The organism is Halomonas sp., assembly GCF_033549285.1.
Taxonomy (GTDB): domain Bacteria; phylum Pseudomonadota; class Gammaproteobacteria; order Pseudomonadales; family Halomonadaceae; genus Halomonas.
Window position 1 is genome coordinate 1 of the sequence record NZ_JAWSUJ010000076.1, and the last position, 20,659, is coordinate 20,659.

The following is a 20,659-nucleotide window of genomic DNA, read 5'->3' on the forward strand; positions in this document are numbered from 1 at the left end:
CTCCTCCAGCAGCTGGCCGGCGAGGGCATCGTAGCCCCGCTCGGCCAGCAGGCGCAGGTGCGGGTCGTCGGTGTGCAGGGTCTGCACCAGCACCCGGCCGGGGTGGGCGGCGCGGCCGGCGCGACCCGCCACCTGCTCGAGCAGCTGGGCGCTGTGCTCCAGGGCCCGGAAGTCGCTGGCATAGAGGCCGGCATCGGCATTGACCACCACCACCAGGGTGACGTGGGGCAGGTGGTGCCCCTTGGCCAGCATCTGGGTCCCCACCAGCAGGCAGGGGGCGCCGCGGCGCACCTCGGCCAGCATCTGCTCGAGGGCGTCGCGGCGCCGGGTGCTGTCGCGGTCGATGCGGTGCACCGGCACCTCGGGGAACAGCGACGCCAGGGTCTCCTCGGTGCGCTCGGTGCCGCTGCCCAGCGGTCGCAGGTCGACGCTGCCGCACTCGGGGCAGGCATCGGGAAGGGCGCGGCGCCGGTCGCAGTGGTGGCAGGCCAGCAGCGGCGGCTGCCGGTGCAGGGTCATGCGGGCGTCGCAGTGGTCGCACTCGGCCATCCAGCCGCAGGCGTGGCAGGCCAGGGTGGGGGCGAAGCCGCGTCGGTTGATGAAGACCAGCACCTGGTGGCCGGCGGCCAGGGTCTCGCGCACCGTCTCGATCACCGGCGGGATCAGCCCGCCCTGGCGACGGCGCCCGCGCAGGTCGACGAGCTCGAGGCGGGCCGGGGCATGGCGGCTCGCCCGGCGGGTCAGGCGCAGGTGGCGGTAGTCGCCATGCAGCGCGCGCTGCAGGGACTCCAGCGATGGCGTGGCGCTGCCCAGCAGCAGCGGGATGCGGTGGTGATGGGCGCGGGCCACGGCCAGGTCGCGGGCATGGTAGCGCAGGCCGTCCTGCTGCTTGTAGGAGCCGTCGTGCTCCTCGTCGACGATGATCACCCCGGGGCGGGCCAGGGGGGTGAAGATGGCCGAACGGGTGCCCAGCACGATGGGCGCCCGGCCGCTGGCGGCGGCCTCCCAGGCATCGAGGCGCTCGTGGTCGGTGAGCCCCGAGTGCAGGGCGACCACCGGCGCCCGGAAGCGGCGGCGGAAGCGGGCGAGGGTCTGGGGCGTCAGGCCGATCTCGGGGACCAGCACCAGGGCCTGGCGTTGGCGGCCGATGACCGCCTCGATCAGCTGCAGGTAGACCTCGGTCTTGCCACTGCCGGTGACGCCATGCAGCAGGCAGGGGTGGAAACCGTCGAGCCGCTCGTGGACGGCGGCCAGCGCCACGGCCTGCTCGCGATTGAGGGGCAGGGCGGGTTCGGCCAGCCCCGCGTCGCCCTCGGCCGCCGGCGAGGCCGCCAGGGGTTCCTCGTGACGCGCCACCAGGCCCTTGTCGGCCAGGGCGCGCAGCTGGTCGCGGCTGAACGACTGGGCGAGGACCGCCTGGCTGGCCAGGCCGTGGGGATGCTGGCGCAGCATGCTCAGCAGCTCTGCCTGGCGGGGGGCCCGGGCCAGGCCCGGCGGGGCGTCCTGGCGGCCGGCGTCGGTGACGCACCAGCGCTCGCGGGTGCGGGCCTCGAGGGCCCGGCCCTGGCGTAACAACGCCGGCATCGCCTGTTGGAGGGTGTCGCCGAGGGCATGCTGGTAGTAGCGGGCGGCGAAGCGGCACAGCCACAGCCAGTCGGCCGGCAGCGGGGCGTCGTCGAGGCATCCCGCCACCGGCCTGAGGCGCGACAGCGGCAGCTCGCTCTCGTCGCGGCACTCGACCAACACGCCGACCACCTCCCGGCGGCCGAAGGGCACCTTTACCCGCAGGCCGGGCTGCCAGCCCCCGGGGGGCGACTCGCGGCAGGGGCGGTAGTCGAACAGCCGGCGCAGCGGCGAGGGCACGGCGACGCCCAGTACGCGTGGCACGGGCGGGCAGGGGGAATCGGGCAATTGGCCTCCGGCGTCGGCTCTGCTAGAATGCTTAGCCGCTGCGGACACCCTGGCCCTGTGTAAGGGGACGTGGCGGCAACCGGTTCGCATCTACAGACAACCCGTATGCGGTGCCTGGCAGAAGATCAGGTGGCGGCATACAGCTTCATGAGGCTCAAGATGAAACAAGGTATCCATCCGGATTACAAGACGGTCAACGCGACCTGTTCCTGCGGCGCCACCTTCGAGGTCGGCACCACCGCCGGTCACGACTTCTCCCTGGACGTCTGCTCCCAGTGCCACCCCTTCTACACCGGCAAGCAGAAGCAGGCGACCACCGGTGGTCGCGTCGAACGCTTCAACAAGCGCTTCGGTGCCGCCATCAAGCGCTGAGCCGCCCCGGCACGACGCGCCATCGAGAAACCCGCCCATCGTGGCGGGTTTCTTTATGCCCGCTCGTCGGCGCCCCCTGTCCCGCTGCCGGCCGCGGGGATAAGCAAAGCGTTATGGCTAGCGGGGTCAGCCATAAGTGTCGACAAATGGCCGGCAACGTCTTCAAACGAGCGTACAACAGGGGGGATGTCTGGCGAGTTGAGCGCGCAGGGCTTTTTGTATAGGCTAGCCGACCTCCCACTGTTTACCGGATCCTCTCAGCATGACTGACGCGAAGAAGAAGGCGGCGCTGGATTACCACGCGAAACCCATTCCCGGAAAGCTGTCGGTGGAGCTCACCAAGCCCACCGCCACCGCCCGGGACCTCTCCCTGGCCTACAGCCCGGGCGTGGCGGAGCCGGTTCGAGAGATCGCCAGTGACCCGGAGAACGCCTACCTCTACACCGGCAAGGGCAACCTGGTGGCAGTGATTTCCGACGGCAGCGCCATCCTCGGCCTCGGCAACCTGGGGCCGCTGGCCAGCAAGCCGGTGATGGAAGGCAAGGGGGTGCTGTTCAAGCGCTTCGCCGGCATCAACTCGGTGGACATCGAGGTCAACGCCGAGAGCCCCCAGGCCTTCATCGACACCGTGGCGCGCATCGCCGACACCTGGGGCGGCATCAACCTCGAGGACATCAAGGCCCCGGAGTGCTTCGAGATCGAGCAGGCGCTGATCGAGCAGTGCAGCATCCCGGTGTTCCACGATGACCAGCACGGCACGGCCATCGTCACCGCCGCGGGCATGCTCAACGCCCTGGAGATCGCCGGCAAGTCGCTCGACAGCGCCCGCATCGTCTGCCTGGGGGCCGGCGCCGCGGCCATCGCCTGCATGAAGCTGCTGGTCTCCTGTGGCGCGCATCCCGAGAACATCGTGATGCTCGACCGCAAGGGCGTGATCCACAGCGGCCGCGAGGACCTGAACCAGTACAAGGCGATGTTCGCCGTGGAGACCGACAAGCGCACCCTGGCCGACGCCATCGAGGGCGCCGACGTCTTCGTCGGCCTCTCTGGCCCGGGACTGATGAGTGCCGACCACATCCGCAGCATGGCCCCCAACCCGGTGGTCTTCGCCTGCACCAATCCCGACCCGGAGATCCACCCCGACGTGGCCCGGGAGGCGCGCCCGGACGTGATCATGGCCACCGGCCGCTCCGACTATCCCAACCAGGTCAACAACGTGCTGGGCTTTCCCTTCATCTTCCGCGGGGCGCTCGACGTGCGCGCCACGCGCATCAACGAGGAGATGAAGGTCGCCGCCGTCCACGCCCTCAAGGACCTCGCCCGCGAGCCGGTGCCGCAGGAGGTGCTGGAGGCCTACGAGATGGACGAGATGTCCTTCGGGCCGGAGTACATCATCCCCACCCCCGTGGACATCCGCCTGCTCGACCGGATCTCCTCGGCGGTGGCCCAGGCCGCGGTGGACTCCGGGGTGGCGCGCAAGCCCTACCCGTCCCATTACCCGCTGAAGACCGTGGATGACGTCTACGGCGGCTGAGCCCCCAAGGCTCTCCCCGTTGCGCGACGACGCCGGCTCTCGAGCCGGCGTCGTCGTCTGTGGCGCGCGGGATTACCAATCATAGAGGAGGGAGGCGCTGGTGGTGTGGTCGGTGCGGGCCTCGGCGCCTTCCGGGGGGCGGGAGTTGTCCCGGGTCTCGTGGGAAAGCCGCAGGGCCAGGTGAGCGTTGAGCCGCGCGGTGAGCGAGGTCAGCGAGCGCGAGGTGGTGTTGTCGTCGGTCGCCTCCACCGAGAGCTCCTGCTCCAGGCTGGCGGTCTCGGAGAAGGCCCATTCGTAGGCCAGCGCGCCGTAGGCCACGCCCAGGGTGGCGTTCTCCTCCCCCTCGATGCGGTCATAGCGGTAGCCCGGGCCCGCCTCCAGCGAGAGCCTGTGCCTTTCGCCGTCGAGCAGGTCGCGGCCGTAGCCGCCGATGGCGGTGAACTGCTGGTCGTAGCCGCCGAAGAGGTCCTTCTCCCAGCGGGCAAAGCCGAACACGTAGTGGGGACCGTCGAGCTCGTAGCGCTCGCGGCCGGCCACCAGGTACTGCTCGGCGCTGGTGTCGCCGTTGCGCGAGACGTTGCGTACCTCGCCGCGCAGGGTATGGGTCCAGTCGCCGACCACCCAGGTGAGCCGGCCCTTGCCGATCAGGGTCTGGCTGTCGGTGTTTCCCGAGAGGTGGGTGTAGCCCAGCTCGGCGCTGCCGCCGAAGCCCTGGTCATCCTCCTCGGGCGGCGGCGGGGCATAGAAGGGGCCGGCCTGGGTGCCGCCGGCGATCGTCAGCAGGCCGCAGAGGGCCGCCCATCGAGTCATCGAAGGGAGTGTCGCGGGATGCGGCATGGTGGTTCTCCCCGGGTTGCCGGATGTCGGTAGCTGCCCGAAGCGGCGTGCGAGGGTGCGCTGCCCGGGCAGCGTCCCTGCCGCCCGGTGCAGGTTACGGGTGTCGGCCTAGAAGATGGCCTCGTAGGCGCCGGTGCCCTGGGAGCCGCTCTCGCGCTCGACCTCACGCTCGACGCGACGCGGCTGGAAGTCCGGCAGGTGGTCGGCCATGAACAGCTCCTCGATGCCGCCGCCCTGTCCCTCGCGCAGCAGGCGGCCGGTGTCGGGGTCGACTCGCTCGGTGACCACGTTCTCCGGCCGCTCGGGCCAGCGCTCGGGCTGCCCCTCCAGGGCCTGGCCCATGAAGTCCATCCAGATCGGCAGGGCAGCCTGGGCGCCGTACTCGGCGGTGGAGGAGTTGTCGTCCTTGCCCACCCAGGCGGTGGTCACCAGGTCGCTGTTGAAGCCGGCGAACCAGGCATCGCGCTGGTCGTTGGTGGTGCCCGTCTTGCCGACGATGTCGCTGCGGCCGAGCTCCAGGGCCTTGCGCGCGGTGCCGCGCTCGACCACGTCGCGCAGCATGTCGCGCAGGATATAGACGGCGGCGGGATCGGCGACCCGGGGGGCGACCTCGAAGGTCTCGCCGTCGCGCTCGACGGTCTGCTGGCCATCGCGGCAGTCGCGACAGGCGACGCGCGGGTTGGCCTCGTCGACGACGGTGGTGTCATCGCCGCGGGTCACCCGCTCGATGAACCAGGGCGACACCTGGAAGCCGCCGTTGGCCAGCACCGCATAGGCGTTGGTCATCTCCAGCGGGGTGAGGCTGGCGCTGCCCAGCGCCAGGGAGAGGCCGCGCGGCAGCTGGTCGCCGGCGAAGCCGAAACCTTCGAGGAACTCGATGGTGCGATCCAGCCCCAGGGACTGCAGCACGCGGATGGTGACCAGGTTGCGCGACCTCGCCAGGCCCACCCTGATCCGGGTCGGGCCGAGGAAGTCGCCGCTGGAGTTCGCCGGGCGCCACAGCTCGTTGCTGCCGTCCTGCATCACCACCGGGGCATCGTTGACCACGCTGGCGGGGTTCATCTCGCCGCTGTTTAGCGCTGCGAGGTAGATGAAGGGCTTGAAGATCGAGCCGGACTGGCGACGGGCCTGGGTGGCGCGGTTGAACTTGCTGGCATCGAAGTCGAAGCCGCCCTGCAGGGCCAGGATGGCCCCGGTGTCGGGGGCCATCGCCACCAGCGAGCCCTCGGCGTCGGGGCGCTGTGAGAGGCGCCAGCTGCCGTCCTCCCGCTGCAGGATGCGCACCAGGTCGCCGCGGCTGGCGATCTCGCTCGCCGAGCCCGGGGCCGCGCCTCGGCTCCTGGCGCTGCGATAGGGGCGCGCCCACTCCAGGCCGGCCCAGTCGAGGGTGTGCAGCTCGCCGCCGCGGGCCAGTACCCGCATCTCGCGACCCTCGCTCTCCACCACGATGGCCGGCTGCAGGGGGCCATAGGCCGGGGTGCGCTCGAGCACCTGCAGCCAGTTGCTGACGTCGCCCTCGATGCCCTCGACCTCGGTCTGGCTGCGCTCGGCGGCGCGCCGGGCGGTCTGCATGATCTCGGGCGACTCGGCGAGTTCCTCCTCCAGGCCCTCGCGTCCGGTCTGCTCCTGGGCCTCGGCCAGGCTGCGCGGGATGTCGGTCTGTTCGGGCCCGCGCCATCCGTGCCGGGTGTCATAGGTGATCAGGCCGCCGGCCAGGGCCTGGCCCGCCAGCGGCTGCAGCTCGCTGTCCAGGGTGGTATGGATGCGATACCCGCCGGTGTAGGCCCGGTCGCCGTAGCGCTCCACGGCGAACTGCCGGGCCATCTCGGCGACGTAATCGGCCTCCACCTCCAGTTGGGCGAGGTGACGCTGCGCAGTGACCGGAGCCTGCACGGCTTCCTCGTAGGCCGCCTGGTCGATGATCTCCAGCTCCCGCATGCGGAACAGGATCCAGTTGCGGCGGATCAGCGCCCGTTCGGCGTTGGCCAGCGGGTTGAAGGCGGAGGGTGCCTTGGGCAGGCCGGCGATCATCGCCGTCTCGGCCAGGGTCAGCTCGTCCAGCGGCCGGTCGTAGTAGACCTCCGCCGCGGCGGCGATGCCGTAGGCGCGGTTGCCCAGGTAGATCTTGTTGACGTAGAGCTCGAGGATCTCCTCCTTGGAGAGGATCTGCTCCATCTGCAGCGCCAGCAGGATCTCGCGGATCTTGCGGGTGAAGGTCCGGTCCAGGGTGAGCAGGTAGTTGCGCGCCACCTGCATGGTGATGGTCGAGCCCCCGGACTGGATGTCGCCGCCGCTGGCCACCAGCTCCACGGCGGCACGCGCCAGGCCCTTGGGGTCGACGCCGCGGTGGTCGAAGTAGGTGGCATCCTCGGCGGCCAGCAAGGCCCCGATGAGCGCCTGGGGGATCTCCTCATACTCCACCGGCGTGCGGCGCTCCTCGCCGAACTCGCCGATCAGCTTGCCGTCGCGCGTGAAGATGCGCAGCGGGGTCTGCAGCTCGAAGTCCTGCAGCTGGCGCACATCGGGCAGGCCGGGGGCGAAGTAGAGCGCGGCACCCACCACGCCCAGTACCCCGGCGGCGGAGAGCGAGACCAGCAGCCAGAGGACGGAGACAACCAGGGTTCTGAGTAACTTCATGAAAACGCGGTATCCATGCTGGGAACGGGGGCGGAGTGATGGCGATGAGCGTGGCCTTCCCTTGCGGCGGCCATTATAGGAAGCCGAGGGGGTGGTCACCAGCGTTGACGCCTGGCGACACCGCCATTCGTGTGAGATCCGGAAATATCATGTAACCTTCGATTACGGATCGGGTATGATGAGTTTCATCTGTTCCGCCCCGGTTCGGAGTGGATAATCATAATGAGCGGCACGCCGCATGGATCAGGCAGGGGCATGACTCAAGATGCGACTGAGAGCATCCGGCAAGGGACTGGTCGGTGTCGACATCACCTCGGCAACCGTCAAGGTCATCGAACTCAAGCGCGCTGGTAGTCACTACCAGGTCGAAAGCTACGCCGTCCGGCCCCTGCGCGAAGGCGCCGTGATCGAGCGACGGATCCGCGACATGTCGGCCGTGGTGGACGCCCTGAAGCGCGCCGTGGACCATGCCCGGCCGGGCTCGCGCAATGCCGCGGTGGCCGTGCCGGCCAGCGCCGCCATCACCAAGACCCTCACCCTGCCCGCCTCGCTCGATGACGACGAGATCGAGGCGCGCATCCAGCTCGAGTCAGACAAGCACATCCCGTTTCCGTTCAGCGAGGTCGCCTTCGACTTCCAGCGGCTGGGGCTCAACTCGCGCTACGGCGACCAGCAGGACGTGCTGCTGGTCGCCTGCCGCCAGCAGGACGTCAACCAGTTGACCGAGGCCGTGCTGCAGGCCGGGCTGACCCCGGCGGCGGTGGACGTCGAGACCTTCGCCATGGAGCGCGCTTTCCAGGAGCTTCGCCACCAGCTGCCCGCGGACGAGGGCGAGCAGGAGTGCGTGGCCCTGGTGGATATCGGCGCCACCATGAACGCCTTCCATGTGCTGCGCGAGGGACGCGTCACCTACAGCCGCGACACCGTGTTCGGTGGCCGCCAGCTCACCGACGAGATCCGCAATCGCTACGCGCTGAGCCTCGAGGAAGCGGGCCTGGCCAAGAAGCGCGGGGGCCTGCCCGATGACTACCAGCGCAGCGTGCTCGACCCCTTCCTCGACACCCTGGTCCAGCAGGTGGGGCGCTCGCTGCAGCTCTACTATACCGCCGGGCGCAAGCAGGAGGTGCGGCGGATGATCCTGGCCGGCGGCACCAGCGTGCTCCCGGGGCTGGCCGAGCGCCTGGCCGAGGAGAGCGGCATGGAAGTGGTGATCGCCAATCCCTTCCGGCGCATGAAGGTGAACCCGCGCATCGACGTCCCGACCCTGGCCGGTGATGCCCCGGCCATGCTCACGGCCTGCGGCCTGGCGATGAGGGTAGGCAAATGACCATCGAGATCAACCTGCTCCCCTGGCGGGAGGAAGTGCGTGCCCGGCGCAGCAAACGCTTCTACCTGGCGCTGGCGCTGATGGCGCTGATCGGCCTCGGCGGCGGCTACGGCATGACCTGGTACTACGAGCAGCGGCTGGCCGACCAGCAGCAGCGCCATCAGCTGATCAGTGCCCGCACCGCCGAGCTGGATCGCGATATCCGCGCGGTGAGCCAGTACGAGGAGCAGGTCACCTCCCTGAAGCGCCAGATCGAGGTCTTCGAGCAGCTGCAGATGGGGCGTCCGCAGACGGTCCACGTCTTCAACGCGCTGGCGGCGAGCCTGGAGGAGGGCGTTCACTACTCCGGGCTCAACCGCCAGGGCAGCCAGCTGCGCCTCGCCGGCCTGGCCGAGGACAACCGTCGGGTCTCTGACCAGCTGCGCCAGCTGGAGGCCTCGCCGGTCTTCGACGTGCCGGTGCTCTCCGAGGTGGAATCCACCGACGGCGAGATGCGTCGCTTCAACCTCAGCGTGAACCAGCAGATGCCCGACGGGGAAGGCACGGAGGCGCCATGAATCTGTCCACGGAAGTTCGTCGACTGCGCGACATGGACTGGGGGGAGCTGGACATCAAGGAGTCCGGCGGCTGGCCCTTCCTGCTGCAGCTGATCTGCTGCGTGCTGGTGCTGGGCCTGACCCTCGCCGGCATGTACTGGTACCTCGCCGCGCCCAAGGTCGAGGAGCTCGAGCAGGCCCAGCGCGAGGAGCAGCGCCTGCTGCGCGACTACCGCAGCAAGTCGGCTCAGGCGGCCAACCTCCCGGCGCTGCGCGAGCAGGTCGAGGAGCTCGACCAGCGGCTGTCGGCACTGGTGGCCATGCTCCCGGGCGGCCCCGAGATCCCGTCGCTGATCGACGACATCAGCGAGACGGCGCTGGACAACCAGCTCTCCATCGACTTCATTCGCCTGCGCAGCCCGGCCCTGCAGGAGTTCTACACCGAGCGTCCCTTCGATATCCGAGTGAGAGGCGACTACCACCGCATCGCCTCCTTCATCGCCGGCGTCGCCGACCTGCCACGCATCGTCACCCAGCACGACTTCAGCCTGGCGCCTAGCGACGGGGGCAACCGCCTGCAGCTCTCGATGCTGGCCAAGACCTACAGCTACCGCCCGCCCCAGGCCACCGCCGAGGAGGGAACGCCATGACTCGCTGGCTGACCAGAGGCGCCCTGGTGGCACTGCTGCTTACCCTGGGCGCCTGTCGCGACGCGGACCTGCCCGGCCTCGAGCGGGAGCTGGAGGCGATGCGGGTCGACCCCGGCCAGGTGGACCTGGAGCCGGTGCCGCCCATGCCGACCTACACCTCGGTGGACTACGACTTCGCCGACGAGCGCAGCCCCTTCCAGGCGCGGCTGCCGGAGCCCGAGGAGCTGCCCGGCGGCGGGGCCGACAGCGACCTGGCGCCGGACGAGTCGCGCCCCAAGGAGCCGCTGGAGGCCTATGACCTGAGCCAGCTCGAGCTGGTGGGCACCCTCACGGTGGGCGGCCAGCCCTCGGCACTGATCCAGTCGCCGGATGGTCAGGTGCACCGCCTGCGCACTGGCAACCACCTGGGGTCCGACTTCGGACGCATCATCGGCATCACCGGGGCCTCGGTCCAGCTGGTGGAGATCGTGCCCACCGGGCGGGGCGGCTGGACCGAGCGCAGCACCCGGCTGACACTCGACGACTAGACAACATGACGCCATGCCGCCGGGCTGGAGGCGGCAGAGGCCAGCAGGGGGAAGGGAACAATGCAACCGATGATTCGTGGTCTCGCAATCGTGGCACTGCTGGCGGTCTCCACGGCCGCCACGGCGGCCTCCACCCTCACCGACCTGGCGTTCCGTCAGGGCAGTGACGGGGCGTTGGAGGTCGACCTCGACTTCCGTGGCCCGGTGCCCGAGGTGCGCGGTTATCGCCTCGACGACCCGGCCCGGCTGACCATCGACCTGATGGAGACCGACAGCGCCCTGGAGCGTCGCCGCGAGGAGCTCGGCATCGGCGGAGTCGAGCGGGTCACGGCCCTGGAGGCCGGTTCGCGCACGCGCCTGGTCTTCGAGCTCGAGGGCCCCCTGCCCTACGACACCCGCCAGCAGGGCGACCGCCTGCGCCTCTCCATCGGCGGCGGGGCCGGCCAGCCGCCGGCGGCCACGACCGCCTCGGCCACGGCCTCCTCCTCGACCACCGCCGCCCCGGCGAGCCCGAGCCGCGACACCGCTTCGGCCTACGATGAGCCGAGCATCCAGGACATCGACTTTCGCCGCGGCGACGGCGGGGCCGGGCGACTGGTGGTGACCTTCGACCGCACCGGGGTGGATGCCCGGGTGCGCGAGAGCGGGCGCAACCGCATCGTTGCCGAACTGCGCGGGGTCGAGCTGCCGGCCTCCCTGGACCAGGTCTACGACGTCAGCGACTTCGGCACGCCGCTTCGGCGCGTCACCCCGCGGGTGGGACGCGATGGCGTGACCCTGGATATCGAGGGCAGCGGCAGCTTCGCCATGGTCTCCACCCAGAGCGGTCGCCAGCTGACCATCGAGGCCCAGCCGGTCACCCAGGCGGAACGCGAGGAGCGCACACGCGAGCAGTTCCCCTACACCGGCGAGCGTATCACCCTGAACTTCCAGGACATCGAGGTGCGCTCGGTGCTGGCGATCATCGCCGACTTCACCGGCCTCAACCTGGTGGCCAGCGACAGCGTGACCGGCCGCGTCACCCTCAACCTGCAGGACGTGCCCTGGGACCAGGCCCTGGACCTGGTGCTCAAGAGCCACGGCCTGGCGAGTCGCCAGCAGGGCAACGTCATCGTGGTGGCCCCGGCCAGCGAGCTGGCCAATCTGGAGCGCCAGGAGCTGGAATCCCGCGAGCAGCTCGAGACGCTGGCCCCGCTGGAGACCGAGTACATCCAGGTGAAGTATGCCAAGGCCGATGACATGGCCCGCCTGCTGCGTGGCGAGAGCGGCTTCGGCCTGCTGACCGAGCGCGGCCGGGTGGCCGTCGACCCGCGCACCAATACCCTGCTGGTACAGGATACCGCCGACCAGATCGATGCCATCCTGGCCACCCTGGAGCGCCTGGATATCGCCGTGCGCCAGGTGCAGATCGAGGCGCGCATCGTCATCGCCCGCGACAGCGCCACCCGCGAGCTGGGGGTGAACTGGGGGCTCTCCTCGCCCGATCGCATCGGTGATAGCCGGTTCGATGTGGCTGGCGCGGCCGACGGGAGTGCCCCCAATGGCGGCCTCGCTGTCGACTTTGGAAGCTCAGGCGTGGCGAACACCGCCTTCAGCTTCGGCTATCTCTCCGGCGATATCCTGCTCGACCTGGAGCTGAGCGCCCTGGAGAGCGAGGGCAAGAGCCAGACCATCTCCCAGCCGCGGGTCATCACCGCCAACCAACGCACCGCGGTGATCAAGCAGGGCACCCAGATCCCCTTCCAGGAAGCTTCCTCCAGCGGTGCCACCAACGTGGAGTTCGAGGAGGCGGTGCTGGCGCTGGAGGTCACCCCGCAGATCACCCCGGACAACCGCATCATCATGGACCTGGTGATCAACAACGACACGGTGGGGGAGCTCTTCAACGGCGTGCCCTCCATCGACACCAACGAGATCGAGACCCAGGTGCTGGTAGACAACGGCGAGACCGTGGTGCTGGGTGGCATCCTCACTACCGAGGAGGTGCGCAGCCTGTTCAAGACTCCCTTCCTGGGCGACCTGCCGGTGCTGGGCAACCTCTTCCGCTATACCGAGAACACCAATGATAAGGTAGAGTTGCTGGTATTCATCACGCCCCGAATACTGGACGACAACCTGGCCATTCGCTGATGCAGGCACTTCCCAACCTGATACTGATCGGCCCCATGGGGGCCGGCAAGAGCACCATCGGCCGCCTTCTGGCGGCCGAACTGTCACGCGATTTCTATGACAGCGACCACGAGATCCAGGCGCGCTGCGGCGCCGACATCCCGTGGATCTTCGACGTCGAGGGCGAGGCGGGCTTCCGCGACCGCGAGACCCAGATGATCCGCGAGCTGACCCGCCACGAGGGCGTGGTCATCGCCACCGGTGGCGGCGCCGTGCTGCGCGAGGAGAACCGTCGGGTGCTGCGCGAGAGCGGCACCGTCGTCTACCTGCTCACCACCGTGGAGCAGCAGCTCAGGCGCACCGCCAAGGACCGCAACCGCCCGCTGCTGCAGCGCGGCGACCGCGAGCAGCTGCTGCGCGAGATGTTCGCGTTGCGTGACCCCCTCTACCGCGCCACCGCCGATGTGGTGGTGCGAACCGACCGGCGCGGCCCGCGGGCCGTGGTCAACGAGATCGTGCGGCGCGTCACGCGCCTGGTCGATCCCCTGCAATGCAAGGCCTGACGCCATGAGCGACTCCCGCAATACCCCTTCCACCCTCGAGGTGGCGCTGGGCAGCCGCAGCTACCCCATTCACATCGGCCCCGGGCTGCTGGGCGATCCTCGCTGGTTGGCTCCCCACCTGGCCGGGCGCCAGGTCATGGTGGTGACCAACGAGACGGTGGCGCCGCTCTATCTGCCACGCCTCCGGCAGGGGCTCGGCGACGACCTCGACGTGCGCGAACTGGTACTGCCGGACGGCGAGGCCACCAAGACGCTGGCCAGCGTCGAGCGGATCTGGGATGCCCTGCTGGCGGCCGGCTTCAACCGTCGCTGCACCCTCGTCGCCCTGGGCGGCGGGGTGGTCGGCGACATGGTCGGCTTCGCCGCGGCCTGCTACCAGCGCGGCGTGGCCTTCGTGCAGGTGCCGACCACGCTGCTCGCCCAGGTCGACTCCTCGGTGGGTGGCAAGACGGGGGTCAACCACCCGCGGGGCAAGAACATGATCGGCGCCTTCTGGCAGCCGCGGGCGGTGCTGGTGGATACCGACACCCTGGCGACGCTGCCGCCGCGGGAGCTCTCCGCGGGGCTTGCCGAGGTGATCAAGTACGGCCTGATCCGCGATGCCGACTTCCTGGCCTGGCTGGAAGCGGAGATGGAGGCGCTGCGCGGCCTCGACGCCGCCGCCCTGACTCGGGCCATCGAGCGCAGCTGTGCGCTCAAGGCCGAGATCGTCGCCGAGGACGAGACCGAGCAGGGGGTGAGGGCGCTGCTCAACCTGGGCCATACCTTCGGCCACGCCATCGAGGCTCACCAGGGCTACGGCAACTGGCTGCACGGCGAGGCCGTGGGCACCGGCATGCTGATGGCCGTCGAGCTCTCCCGGCGGCTGGGCTGGCTGAGCGACGCGGAGGTGGCGCGTACCCGGGCGATCATCGAGGCCGCGGGCCTGCCCCTGGCCGCCCCGGCCGACATGGGCGTGGAGGAGTTCCTCGCCATCATGCGCCTCGACAAGAAGAACCTCGACAGCCGCCTGCGCCTGATCCTGCTGCGCACCCTGGGCGAGGCCTGCATCCATGACGCGACGCCGCCCGAGACCCTGGCTGCCCTGCTCGAGGCGTTCCCGCGCCGCTAGACCTGCCTCATCCCCCGTGCCCACCGACGCCCGCCCCCCGTGCGGGCGTCGTCATGTCTGGAGGAGGGAGGAGAGGGTGGTCGGCGGCTTCGTTCTCAAGTATCTGCATGGCTTATGCCGTATCGGCATGGGGAGATGACGCTATTATAGACCAAAGTCTAATGCGTATTTCGGTGCGTTGAAGGGGCGTTGTTGGGTCCTGCAAGCCATTGAGTTGGCGGGTTTTTTTGGATTATTGTTGGTGCAAGTCGCGGATTTGCCGATGGTTTTACGGGGCGTGCCCGGGGCGCAATATTGCGCAGTAGGGCTGGCTCTGGCTATGCTGGTCGGCCTTTTGCCGAGCAGTCGTGCACCCGCTTCGGGGGCAGCATGAAAAAAGAAAAACCGCTAAAAATAGCATGTAATGACTGCCAAAAAAACCCTTCAACCCGAGGCACGCCCATGAACAGAGGTCTTCATCAGCCCGGCGAGTTCCGCGACAACTGCGGGTTCGGCCTGATCGCCCATATGGAGGGCCAGGCCAGTCACGACCTGCTCAAGACGGCCATCGAGTCCCTGACCTGCATGACCCACCGTGGCGGCATCGCGGCCGACGGCAAGACCGGCGATGGCTGCGGCCTGCTGCTCCAGATGCCGGATGCCTTCATGCGCGAGGCGGCCCGCGAGGCGCTGGGCGTCGCCCTGGGCGAGCACTACGCGGTGGGCGTGGTATTCCTGCCCGACGATGACGCCCGCGAGGCTCGCGGGCGCGAGACCCTGGTCGCCGAACTCGAGGCGCGTGGCCTGCGGGTGGCCGGCTGGCGCGACGTGCCGGTGGATGCCAGCGTCTGCGGGCCCATGGCGCTCGATTGCCTGCCGCGGATCCGCCAGCTGTTCGTCGAGCCGGGCGACGACGAGGCCGGCCACTTCGATGTGGACCTGTTCATGGCCCGGCGCCGCGCCGAGGAGAAGTTGCGCGACGACGAGGACTTCTATGTCTGCTCGCTGTCCCGCGAGGTGGTCTCCTACAAGGGGCTGATGATGCCGGTGGACCTGCCGGCCTTCTATCCCGACCTGGGCGACGAGCGCCTGGAGACCTCGATCTGCGTCTTCCACCAGCGCTTCTCCACCAACACCGCGCCGCGCTGGCCGCTGGCCCAGCCGTTCCGCCTGCTGGCCCACAACGGCGAGATCAACACCGTGGAGGCCAACCGGGGCTGGGCCAACTCGCGCAAGGAGAACTTCGTCAACGAGCGGCTGCCGGACATCGCCGGGCTCGACGAGATCGTCAACACCTCCGGGTCGGACTCCTCGAGCATGGACAACATGCTCGAGGTGCTGCTCACCGGGGGCATGGAGCTGCATCGGGCGGTGCGCATGATGGTGCCGCCGGCCTGGCAGAACGTGGAGTTGATGGACGGCGACCTGCGCGCCTTCTACGAATACAACTCCATGCACATGGAGCCCTGGGACGGCCCCGCCGGGGTGGTGATGACCGATGGTCGCCAGGCGGTCTGCATGCTCGACCGCAACGGGCTGCGCCCGGCCCGCTGGGTGATCACCAGGAACGGCTACATCACCCTGGCCTCGGAGATCGGTACCTACGGCTACAAGCCCGAGGACGTGGTGGCCAAGGGGCGTGTCGGCCCGGGCCAGATACTGGCCGTGGATACCGAGACCGGCGAGGTGCTGCATACCTCGGACATCGACGAGCGCCTCAAGTCCGCCTATCCCTACAAGCGCTGGCTGAAGCAGGAGGCCCAGTACCTGGAGTCGGCGCTGACCGAACTCGCCAGCTTCCAGAACATGGACCCCGAGGCGCTGCTCACCCAGCAGAAGATGTTCCAGGTCAGCTTCGAGGAGCGCGACCAGGTGCTGCGCCCGCTGGCCGAGAGCGGCCAGGAGGCCGTGGGCTCCATGGGCGACGACACGCCCATGGCGGTGCTCTCCGGCAAGCAGCGGCTGCTCACCGACTACTTCCGCCAGAAGTTCGCCCAGGTCACCAACCCGGCCATCGACCCGCTGCGCGAGGCGATCGTGATGTCGCTGGAGACCTGCATCGGGGCCGAGCTCAACGTCTTCAAGGCGACCCCCGAGCACGCCCATCGCATCATCCTGACCACGCCGATCCTCTCGCCACGCAAGTTCGCCGCCCTGGTGAACCAGGACGACCCGGCCTTCGCCAGCCACACCTTCACGCTTGGCTACGATCCCGAGGAGATCGGCCTCAAGGGCGCGATCCATGAGCTCTGCCGCCAGGCCGAGGAGGCGGTCAACGACGGCAAGGTGATCCTGGTGCTCTCCGACGCCGAGCTGGGCAAGGGACTGGTGCCCATCCATGCGGCGCTGGCCGTGGGCGCGGTGCACCACCACCTGGGCCGCCTGGCCCTGCGCCCGCGCTGCAACATCGTGGTGGAGACCGGCTATGCCCGCGATGCCCACCAGATGGCGGTGCTGTTCGGCGTCGGCGCCACCGCGGTCTTCCCGTGGCTGGCCTACCAGGTCATGGCCGACATGCACCACACCGGCGAGCTGGTCGGCAACCCCGCCGATGCCCGGGAGAACTACCGCAAGGGCCTGCAGAAGGGGCTGTTCAAGATCCTCTCCAAGATGGGCATCTCGACGCTCGCCTCCTACCGTGGCTCCCAGCTGTTCGAGGCGGTGGGCCTCTCCTCGGAGGTGGTCGAGCTGTGCTTCACCGGCATGGCCTCACGCATCGAGGGCACCGGCTTCAGCGAGCTGCAGCTGCAGCAGGAGCTGCTGGGGCGCGAGGCCTGGACGCCGCGCAAGGGGGTTTCCCAGGGTGGCCTGATGAAGTACGTCCATGGCCACGAGTACCACGCCTACAACCCCGATGTGGTCATGGCGCTGCAGGAGGCGGTCCAGGAGGGCGACTACGCCAAGTGGAAGAAGTTTGCGCGGCTGGTCAACGAGCGCTCCCCGGCCACCCTGCGTGACCTCTTGAAGCTCCGGCCCGCCGCCGAGCCGCTGCCGATGGAGGAGGTCGAGGCGGTCGAGGACCTGCTGCCGCGCTTCGACAGCGCCGGCATGAGCCTCGGCGCCCTGTCGCCCGAGGCCCACGAGGCGCTGGCCCAGGCCATGAACGAGGCCGGCGGGCGCTCCAACTCCGGCGAGGGGGGCGAGGACCCGGCCCGCTACGGCACCATCCGCTCCTCCAAGATCAAGCAGATCGCCTCCGGGCGCTTCGGCGTCACGCCGGCCTACCTGGTCAATGCCGAGGTGCTGCAGATCAAGGTGGCCCAGGGCGCCAAGCCCGGCGAGGGCGGGCAGCTGCCCGGCGGCAAGGTCAACGAGCTGATCGCCCGGCTGCGCTACTCGGTGCCCGGTGTGACCCTGATCTCGCCGCCGCCGCACCACGACATCTACTCCATCGAGGACCTGGCGCAGCTGATCTTCGACCTCAAGCAGGTCAATCCCGATGCCCAGGTCTCGGTGAAGCTGGTTTCCGAGCCCGGCATCGGCACCATCGCCACCGGCGTGGCCAAGGCCTACGCCGACCTGATCACCGTCTCCGGCTACGACGGCGGCACCGCGGCGAGCCCGCTGACCTCGATCAAGCACGCCGGCAGCCCCTGGGAGCTGGGCCTGCCCGAGGTGCACCAGGCACTGCGCATCAACGGGCTGCGCGACAAGATCCGCCTGCAGACCGATGGCGGCCTGAAGACCGGCCTCGACGTGGTCAAGGCGGCGATCCTCGGCGCCGAGAGCTTCGGCTTCGGCACCGCGCCCATGGTGGCGCTGGGCTGCAAGTACCTGCGCATCTGCCACCTCAACAACTGCGCCACCGGCGTGGCCACCCAGATGCAGTACCTGCGCGACGAGCACTTCCGCGGCACCGTGGACATGGTCAAGCACTACTTCCGCTTCATTGCCGAGGAGGTGCGCGAGCTGATGGCCCTGCTCGGCGTGCGCAAGCTCACCGACCTGATCGGCCGCACCGACCTGCTGGAGGTGCTGGAGGGCGTCACCGCCTCCCAGCGCAAGCTCGACCTGTCGGGACTGCTGGGCAACGACTTCGTGCCGCAAGACGCGCCGCAGTTCTGTGCGGTCAGCCGCAACGTCCCCCATGACCCGGGGGCCAAGAACCAGGAGGTGCTCGAGGCCCTCGCGGATGCCATCGAGGCGAAGTCCGGCGGCGAGTTCGATTTCGCCATCACCAACTGCGACCGCAGCGTCGGGGCACTGACCTCCGGTGCCATCGCCAAGCGCTACGGCGAGGCGGGCCTCGAGGATGCGCCGGTCACCGCGCGCTTCACCGGCGTGGCCGGCCAGAGCTTCGGTGTCTGGAACGCCCGCGGCCTCAACCTCTACCTGGAGGGCGATGCCAACGACTATGTCGGCAAGGGGATGAACGGTGGCAAGGTGGTGATCGTGCCGCCCGCCGGCAGCGCCTTCGAGAGCCACCGCACGGCCATCGTCGGCAACACCTGCCTGTACGGCGCCACCGGCGGCAAGCTGTTCGCCGCGGGTACCGCCGGCGAGCGCTTCGGGGTGCGCAACTCCGGTGCCCATGCGGTGATCGAGGGCGCCGGCGACCACTGCTGCGAGTACATGACCGGCGGCCTGGTCTGCGTGCTCGGCGAGGTGGGCGTCAACTTCGGGGCGGGCATGACCGGCGGCTTCGCCTACGTGCTCGACGAGGACCGCACCTTCGTCGACAAGTACAACCATGAACTGGTGGAGATCCACCGGGTGAACACCGAGGTCATGGAGGCCCATCGGCGTCATCTGCGGGAGATCATCGAGGAGTACGTGGCCGAGACCGACTCCGTGCGCGGTCGCGCCATCCTCGAGGACTTCAGCGACTTCGTCCGTCACTTCTGGCTGGTGAAGCCCAAGGCCGCGAGCCTGGGCAGCCTGCTCGCCGAATCTCGGCGTCGGCCAGAATAAGGGCCGGAGTCGGCCGGAATAAGTGACTTTCGAGACGACGATATCGCCACGCAGAGACGAGGAGAAGAGACCATGGCTAACCGCTTGAGCAACGACTTCCAGTTCATCGACGTGGGTCGCCAGGACCCGCAGAAAAAGGACGCCCGCACCCGCGCGCGGGAGTTCGCCGAGATCTACGAGCCCTTCAAGCCCCAGGAGGCGGCCAGCCAGGCGCATCGCTGCCTGCATTGCGGCAATCCCTACTGCGAGTGGAAGTGCCCGGTGCACAACTACATCCCCAACTGGCTGCAGCTGGTCAGCGAGGGCAACATCCTCGAGGCCGTGGAGCTGTGTCACAAGACCAACTCGCTGCCCGAGGTGTGCGGGCGGGTCTGCCCCCAGGACCGGCTCTGCGAGGGCGACTGTACCCTCAACGACGGCTTCGGCGCGGTGACCATCGGCTCGGTGGAGAAGTACATCACCGACACCGCCTTCGCCATGGGCTGGCGTCCGGACCTCTCCCGCGTCACCCAGACCGGCCGCAAGGTGGCGGTGATCGGTGCCGGCCCCGCGGGACTGGGCTGCGCCGACATCCTGGTGCGCAATGGCGTCAAGCCGGTGGTGTTCGACAAGTATCCGGAGATCGGCGGGCTGCTGACCTTCGGCATCCCCGAGTTCAAGCTCGACAAGACGGTGATGGAGCGCCGGCGCGCGGTGTTCGAGGAGATGGGCATGGAGTTCCGCCTCGGCGTCGAGGTGGGCAAGGACGTCGAATTCGATCGCCTGCTCGAGGAGTACGATGCCGTCTTCCTGGGCATGGGCACCTACAAGTACATGGAGGGCGGTTTCCCCGGCGAGGACCTGCCCGGCGTGCACAAGGCCCTCGACTACCTGATCGCCAACGTCAATCACTGCCTGGGCTTCGAGAAGGACCCCAGGGAGTTCACCTCGCTGAAGGGCCAGCGCGTGGTGGTGCTGGGCGGCGGCGATACCGCCATGGACTGCAACCGCACGGCGATCCGCCAGGGCGCCACCAGCGTGACCTGCGCCTATCGCCGTGACGAGGAGAACATGCCCGGCTCCAAGCGCGAGGTGGCCAATGCCCGCGAGGAGGGGGTGGAGTTCCTGTTCAACCGCCAGCCGGTGGCGGTGGTCGGCGAGGGCAAGGTCGAGGGCGTCAAGGTGGTGCGCACCCGCCTGGGCGAGCCCGACGAGAACGGCCGGCAGCGTCCGGAAGTGGTGCCCGGCTCCGAGGAGATCATCCCCGCCGACGCGGTGGTGGTGGCCTTCGGCTTCCAGCCGAGCCCGGCGCCCTGGTTCGAGACCGTGGGCATCGAGCTCGACGAGCGTGGCCGGGTCAAGGCGCCGGAGGAGGGAGGCGCCCATGCCTTCCAGACCACCAACGAGAAGATCTTCGCCGGCGGCGACATGGTGCGCGGCTCCGACCTGGTGGTCACCGCCATCTACGAGGGCCGCCAGGCCGGCGAGGGCATCCTCGACTATCTGGGAGTGTAAGCGCCGAGCCACAAGCGCCGAGCCGCCAAGGGGCGTGGCTAGCTGCCAGTAAAAGTGGCAAGTCAAAAGTAGCAAGAGGCGATGTGGCTCTTGCTACTTTCCACTTTTGACTCGAACCTCCGCTTGGCCGCTTGGCCGCTTGGCCGCTTGGCCGCTTGGCC

At 69.1% G+C, this 20,659-nt stretch carries 14 protein-coding genes; 11 read left to right on the forward strand and 3 right to left on the reverse strand.

Annotation, left to right across the window (positions count from 1 at the left end; all coding sequences use genetic code 11):
- Nucleotides 1–1,911, reverse strand: a 1,911-nt coding sequence (locus SCI24_RS15440; protein WP_318726222.1) for a primosomal protein N', incomplete at its 3' end; no start/stop codon positions are given.
- A 159-nt stretch (nucleotides 1,912–2,070) separates the two neighbouring features.
- Here SCI24_RS15440 and rpmE point away from each other — a divergent pair.
- Nucleotides 2,071–2,283 carry a 50S ribosomal protein L31 gene (gene rpmE / locus SCI24_RS15445; RefSeq protein WP_040185115.1) on the forward strand — a complete coding sequence of 71 codons (213 nt, stop codon included), beginning with the start codon at nucleotides 2,071–2,073 and terminating at the stop codon, nucleotides 2,281–2,283.
- A 262-nt stretch (nucleotides 2,284–2,545) separates the two neighbouring features.
- A complete protein-coding gene (locus tag SCI24_RS15450; RefSeq protein WP_318726223.1) occupies nucleotides 2,546–3,817 on the forward strand; it encodes a malic enzyme-like NAD(P)-binding protein in 1,272 nt (423 codons plus the stop codon).
- Nucleotides 3,818–3,889: 72 nt separating this feature from the next.
- Here SCI24_RS15450 and SCI24_RS15455 read toward each other — a convergent pair whose 3' ends face one another.
- Both SCI24_RS15455 and SCI24_RS15460 read right to left on the reverse strand, forming a co-directional pair.
- On the reverse strand, nucleotides 3,890–4,627 hold the full coding sequence (locus SCI24_RS15455; protein WP_318726224.1) for a DUF481 domain-containing protein: 738 nt from the start codon (nucleotides 4,625–4,627) through the stop codon (nucleotides 3,890–3,892).
- A 135-nt stretch (nucleotides 4,628–4,762) separates the two neighbouring features.
- Nucleotides 4,763–7,291 carry a penicillin-binding protein 1A gene (locus tag SCI24_RS15460; protein ID WP_318726225.1) on the reverse strand — a complete coding sequence of 843 codons (2,529 nt, stop codon included), beginning with the start codon at nucleotides 7,289–7,291 and terminating at the stop codon, nucleotides 4,763–4,765.
- A gap of 265 nt (nucleotides 7,292–7,556) precedes the next feature.
- Here SCI24_RS15460 and pilM point away from each other — a divergent pair, with 265 nt between their 5' ends.
- From pilM to SCI24_RS15505, 9 genes are all read left to right on the forward strand, one after another.
- Complete coding sequence (gene pilM / locus SCI24_RS15465) at nucleotides 7,557–8,618, forward strand: type IV pilus assembly protein PilM (RefSeq protein WP_318726226.1); 1,062 nt, start codon at nucleotides 7,557–7,559, stop codon at nucleotides 8,616–8,618.
- Nucleotides 8,615–9,175, forward strand: a complete 561-nt coding sequence (locus SCI24_RS15470; protein WP_318726227.1) for a PilN domain-containing protein — start codon at nucleotides 8,615–8,617, stop codon at nucleotides 9,173–9,175. Before pilM ends, SCI24_RS15470 begins: the two co-directional genes overlap by 4 nt.
- Nucleotides 9,172–9,804: a type 4a pilus biogenesis protein PilO gene (locus tag SCI24_RS15475; RefSeq protein WP_318726228.1), complete on the forward strand. Its 633-nt coding sequence runs from the start codon at nucleotides 9,172–9,174 to the stop codon at nucleotides 9,802–9,804. Before SCI24_RS15470 ends, SCI24_RS15475 begins: the two co-directional genes overlap by 4 nt.
- Nucleotides 9,801–10,331 carry a pilus assembly protein PilP gene (locus SCI24_RS15480; protein ID WP_318726229.1) on the forward strand — a complete coding sequence of 177 codons (531 nt, stop codon included), beginning with the start codon at nucleotides 9,801–9,803 and terminating at the stop codon, nucleotides 10,329–10,331. The genes SCI24_RS15475 and SCI24_RS15480 overlap by 4 nt, the downstream gene beginning before the upstream one ends.
- A gap of 60 nt (nucleotides 10,332–10,391) precedes the next feature.
- Nucleotides 10,392–12,461, forward strand: a complete 2,070-nt coding sequence (gene pilQ / locus SCI24_RS15485) for a type IV pilus secretin PilQ (RefSeq protein WP_318726230.1) — start codon at nucleotides 10,392–10,394, stop codon at nucleotides 12,459–12,461.
- A complete protein-coding gene (gene aroK, locus SCI24_RS15490; RefSeq protein ID WP_318726231.1) occupies nucleotides 12,461–13,003 on the forward strand; it encodes a shikimate kinase AroK in 543 nt (180 codons plus the stop codon). Before pilQ ends, aroK begins: the two co-directional genes overlap by 1 nt.
- 4 nt (nucleotides 13,004–13,007) lie before the next feature.
- The gene (gene aroB, locus SCI24_RS15495; protein WP_318726232.1) at nucleotides 13,008–14,114 is read left to right on the forward strand and encodes a 3-dehydroquinate synthase; all 1,107 of its coding nucleotides are present in this window, start codon (nucleotides 13,008–13,010) and stop codon (nucleotides 14,112–14,114) included.
- A 441-nt stretch (nucleotides 14,115–14,555) separates the two neighbouring features.
- A complete protein-coding gene (gltB, locus tag SCI24_RS15500) occupies nucleotides 14,556–19,004 on the forward strand; it encodes a glutamate synthase large subunit (protein ID WP_318726233.1) in 4,449 nt (1,482 codons plus the stop codon).
- A 72-nt stretch (nucleotides 19,005–19,076) separates the two neighbouring features.
- Nucleotides 19,077–20,498 (forward strand): FAD-dependent oxidoreductase, encoded by a 1,422-nt coding sequence (locus tag SCI24_RS15505; RefSeq protein WP_318726234.1) that lies wholly within the window; start codon nucleotides 19,077–19,079, stop codon nucleotides 20,496–20,498.
- Nucleotides 20,499–20,659: the final 161 nt, after the last annotated feature.

Excerpts from the sequence above, each read along its gene's own strand:
- rpmE (WP_040185115.1), top strand. The coding sequence starts at position 2,071 with ATGAAACAAGGTATCCATCCGGATTACAAGACGGTCAACGCGACCTGT.
- SCI24_RS15450 (WP_318726223.1), top strand. The coding sequence starts at position 2,546 with ATGACTGACGCGAAGAAGAAGGCGGCGCTGGATTACCACGCGAAACCC.
- SCI24_RS15455 (WP_318726224.1), bottom strand. The coding sequence starts at position 4,627 with ATGACTCGATGGGCGGCCCTCTGCGGCCTGCTGACGATCGCCGGCGGC.
- SCI24_RS15460 (WP_318726225.1), bottom strand. The coding sequence starts at position 7,291 with ATGAAGTTACTCAGAACCCTGGTTGTCTCCGTCCTCTGGCTGCTGGTC.
- pilM (WP_318726226.1), top strand. The coding sequence starts at position 7,557 with ATGCGACTGAGAGCATCCGGCAAGGGACTGGTCGGTGTCGACATCACC.
- SCI24_RS15470 (WP_318726227.1), top strand. The coding sequence starts at position 8,615 with ATGACCATCGAGATCAACCTGCTCCCCTGGCGGGAGGAAGTGCGTGCC.
- SCI24_RS15475 (WP_318726228.1), top strand. The coding sequence starts at position 9,172 with ATGAATCTGTCCACGGAAGTTCGTCGACTGCGCGACATGGACTGGGGG.
- SCI24_RS15480 (WP_318726229.1), top strand. The coding sequence starts at position 9,801 with ATGACTCGCTGGCTGACCAGAGGCGCCCTGGTGGCACTGCTGCTTACC.
- pilQ (WP_318726230.1), top strand. The coding sequence starts at position 10,392 with ATGCAACCGATGATTCGTGGTCTCGCAATCGTGGCACTGCTGGCGGTC.
- aroK (WP_318726231.1), top strand. The coding sequence starts at position 12,461 with ATGCAGGCACTTCCCAACCTGATACTGATCGGCCCCATGGGGGCCGGC.
- aroB (WP_318726232.1), top strand. The coding sequence starts at position 13,008 with ATGAGCGACTCCCGCAATACCCCTTCCACCCTCGAGGTGGCGCTGGGC.
- gltB (WP_318726233.1), top strand. The coding sequence starts at position 14,556 with ATGAACAGAGGTCTTCATCAGCCCGGCGAGTTCCGCGACAACTGCGGG.
- SCI24_RS15505 (WP_318726234.1), top strand. The coding sequence starts at position 19,077 with ATGGCTAACCGCTTGAGCAACGACTTCCAGTTCATCGACGTGGGTCGC.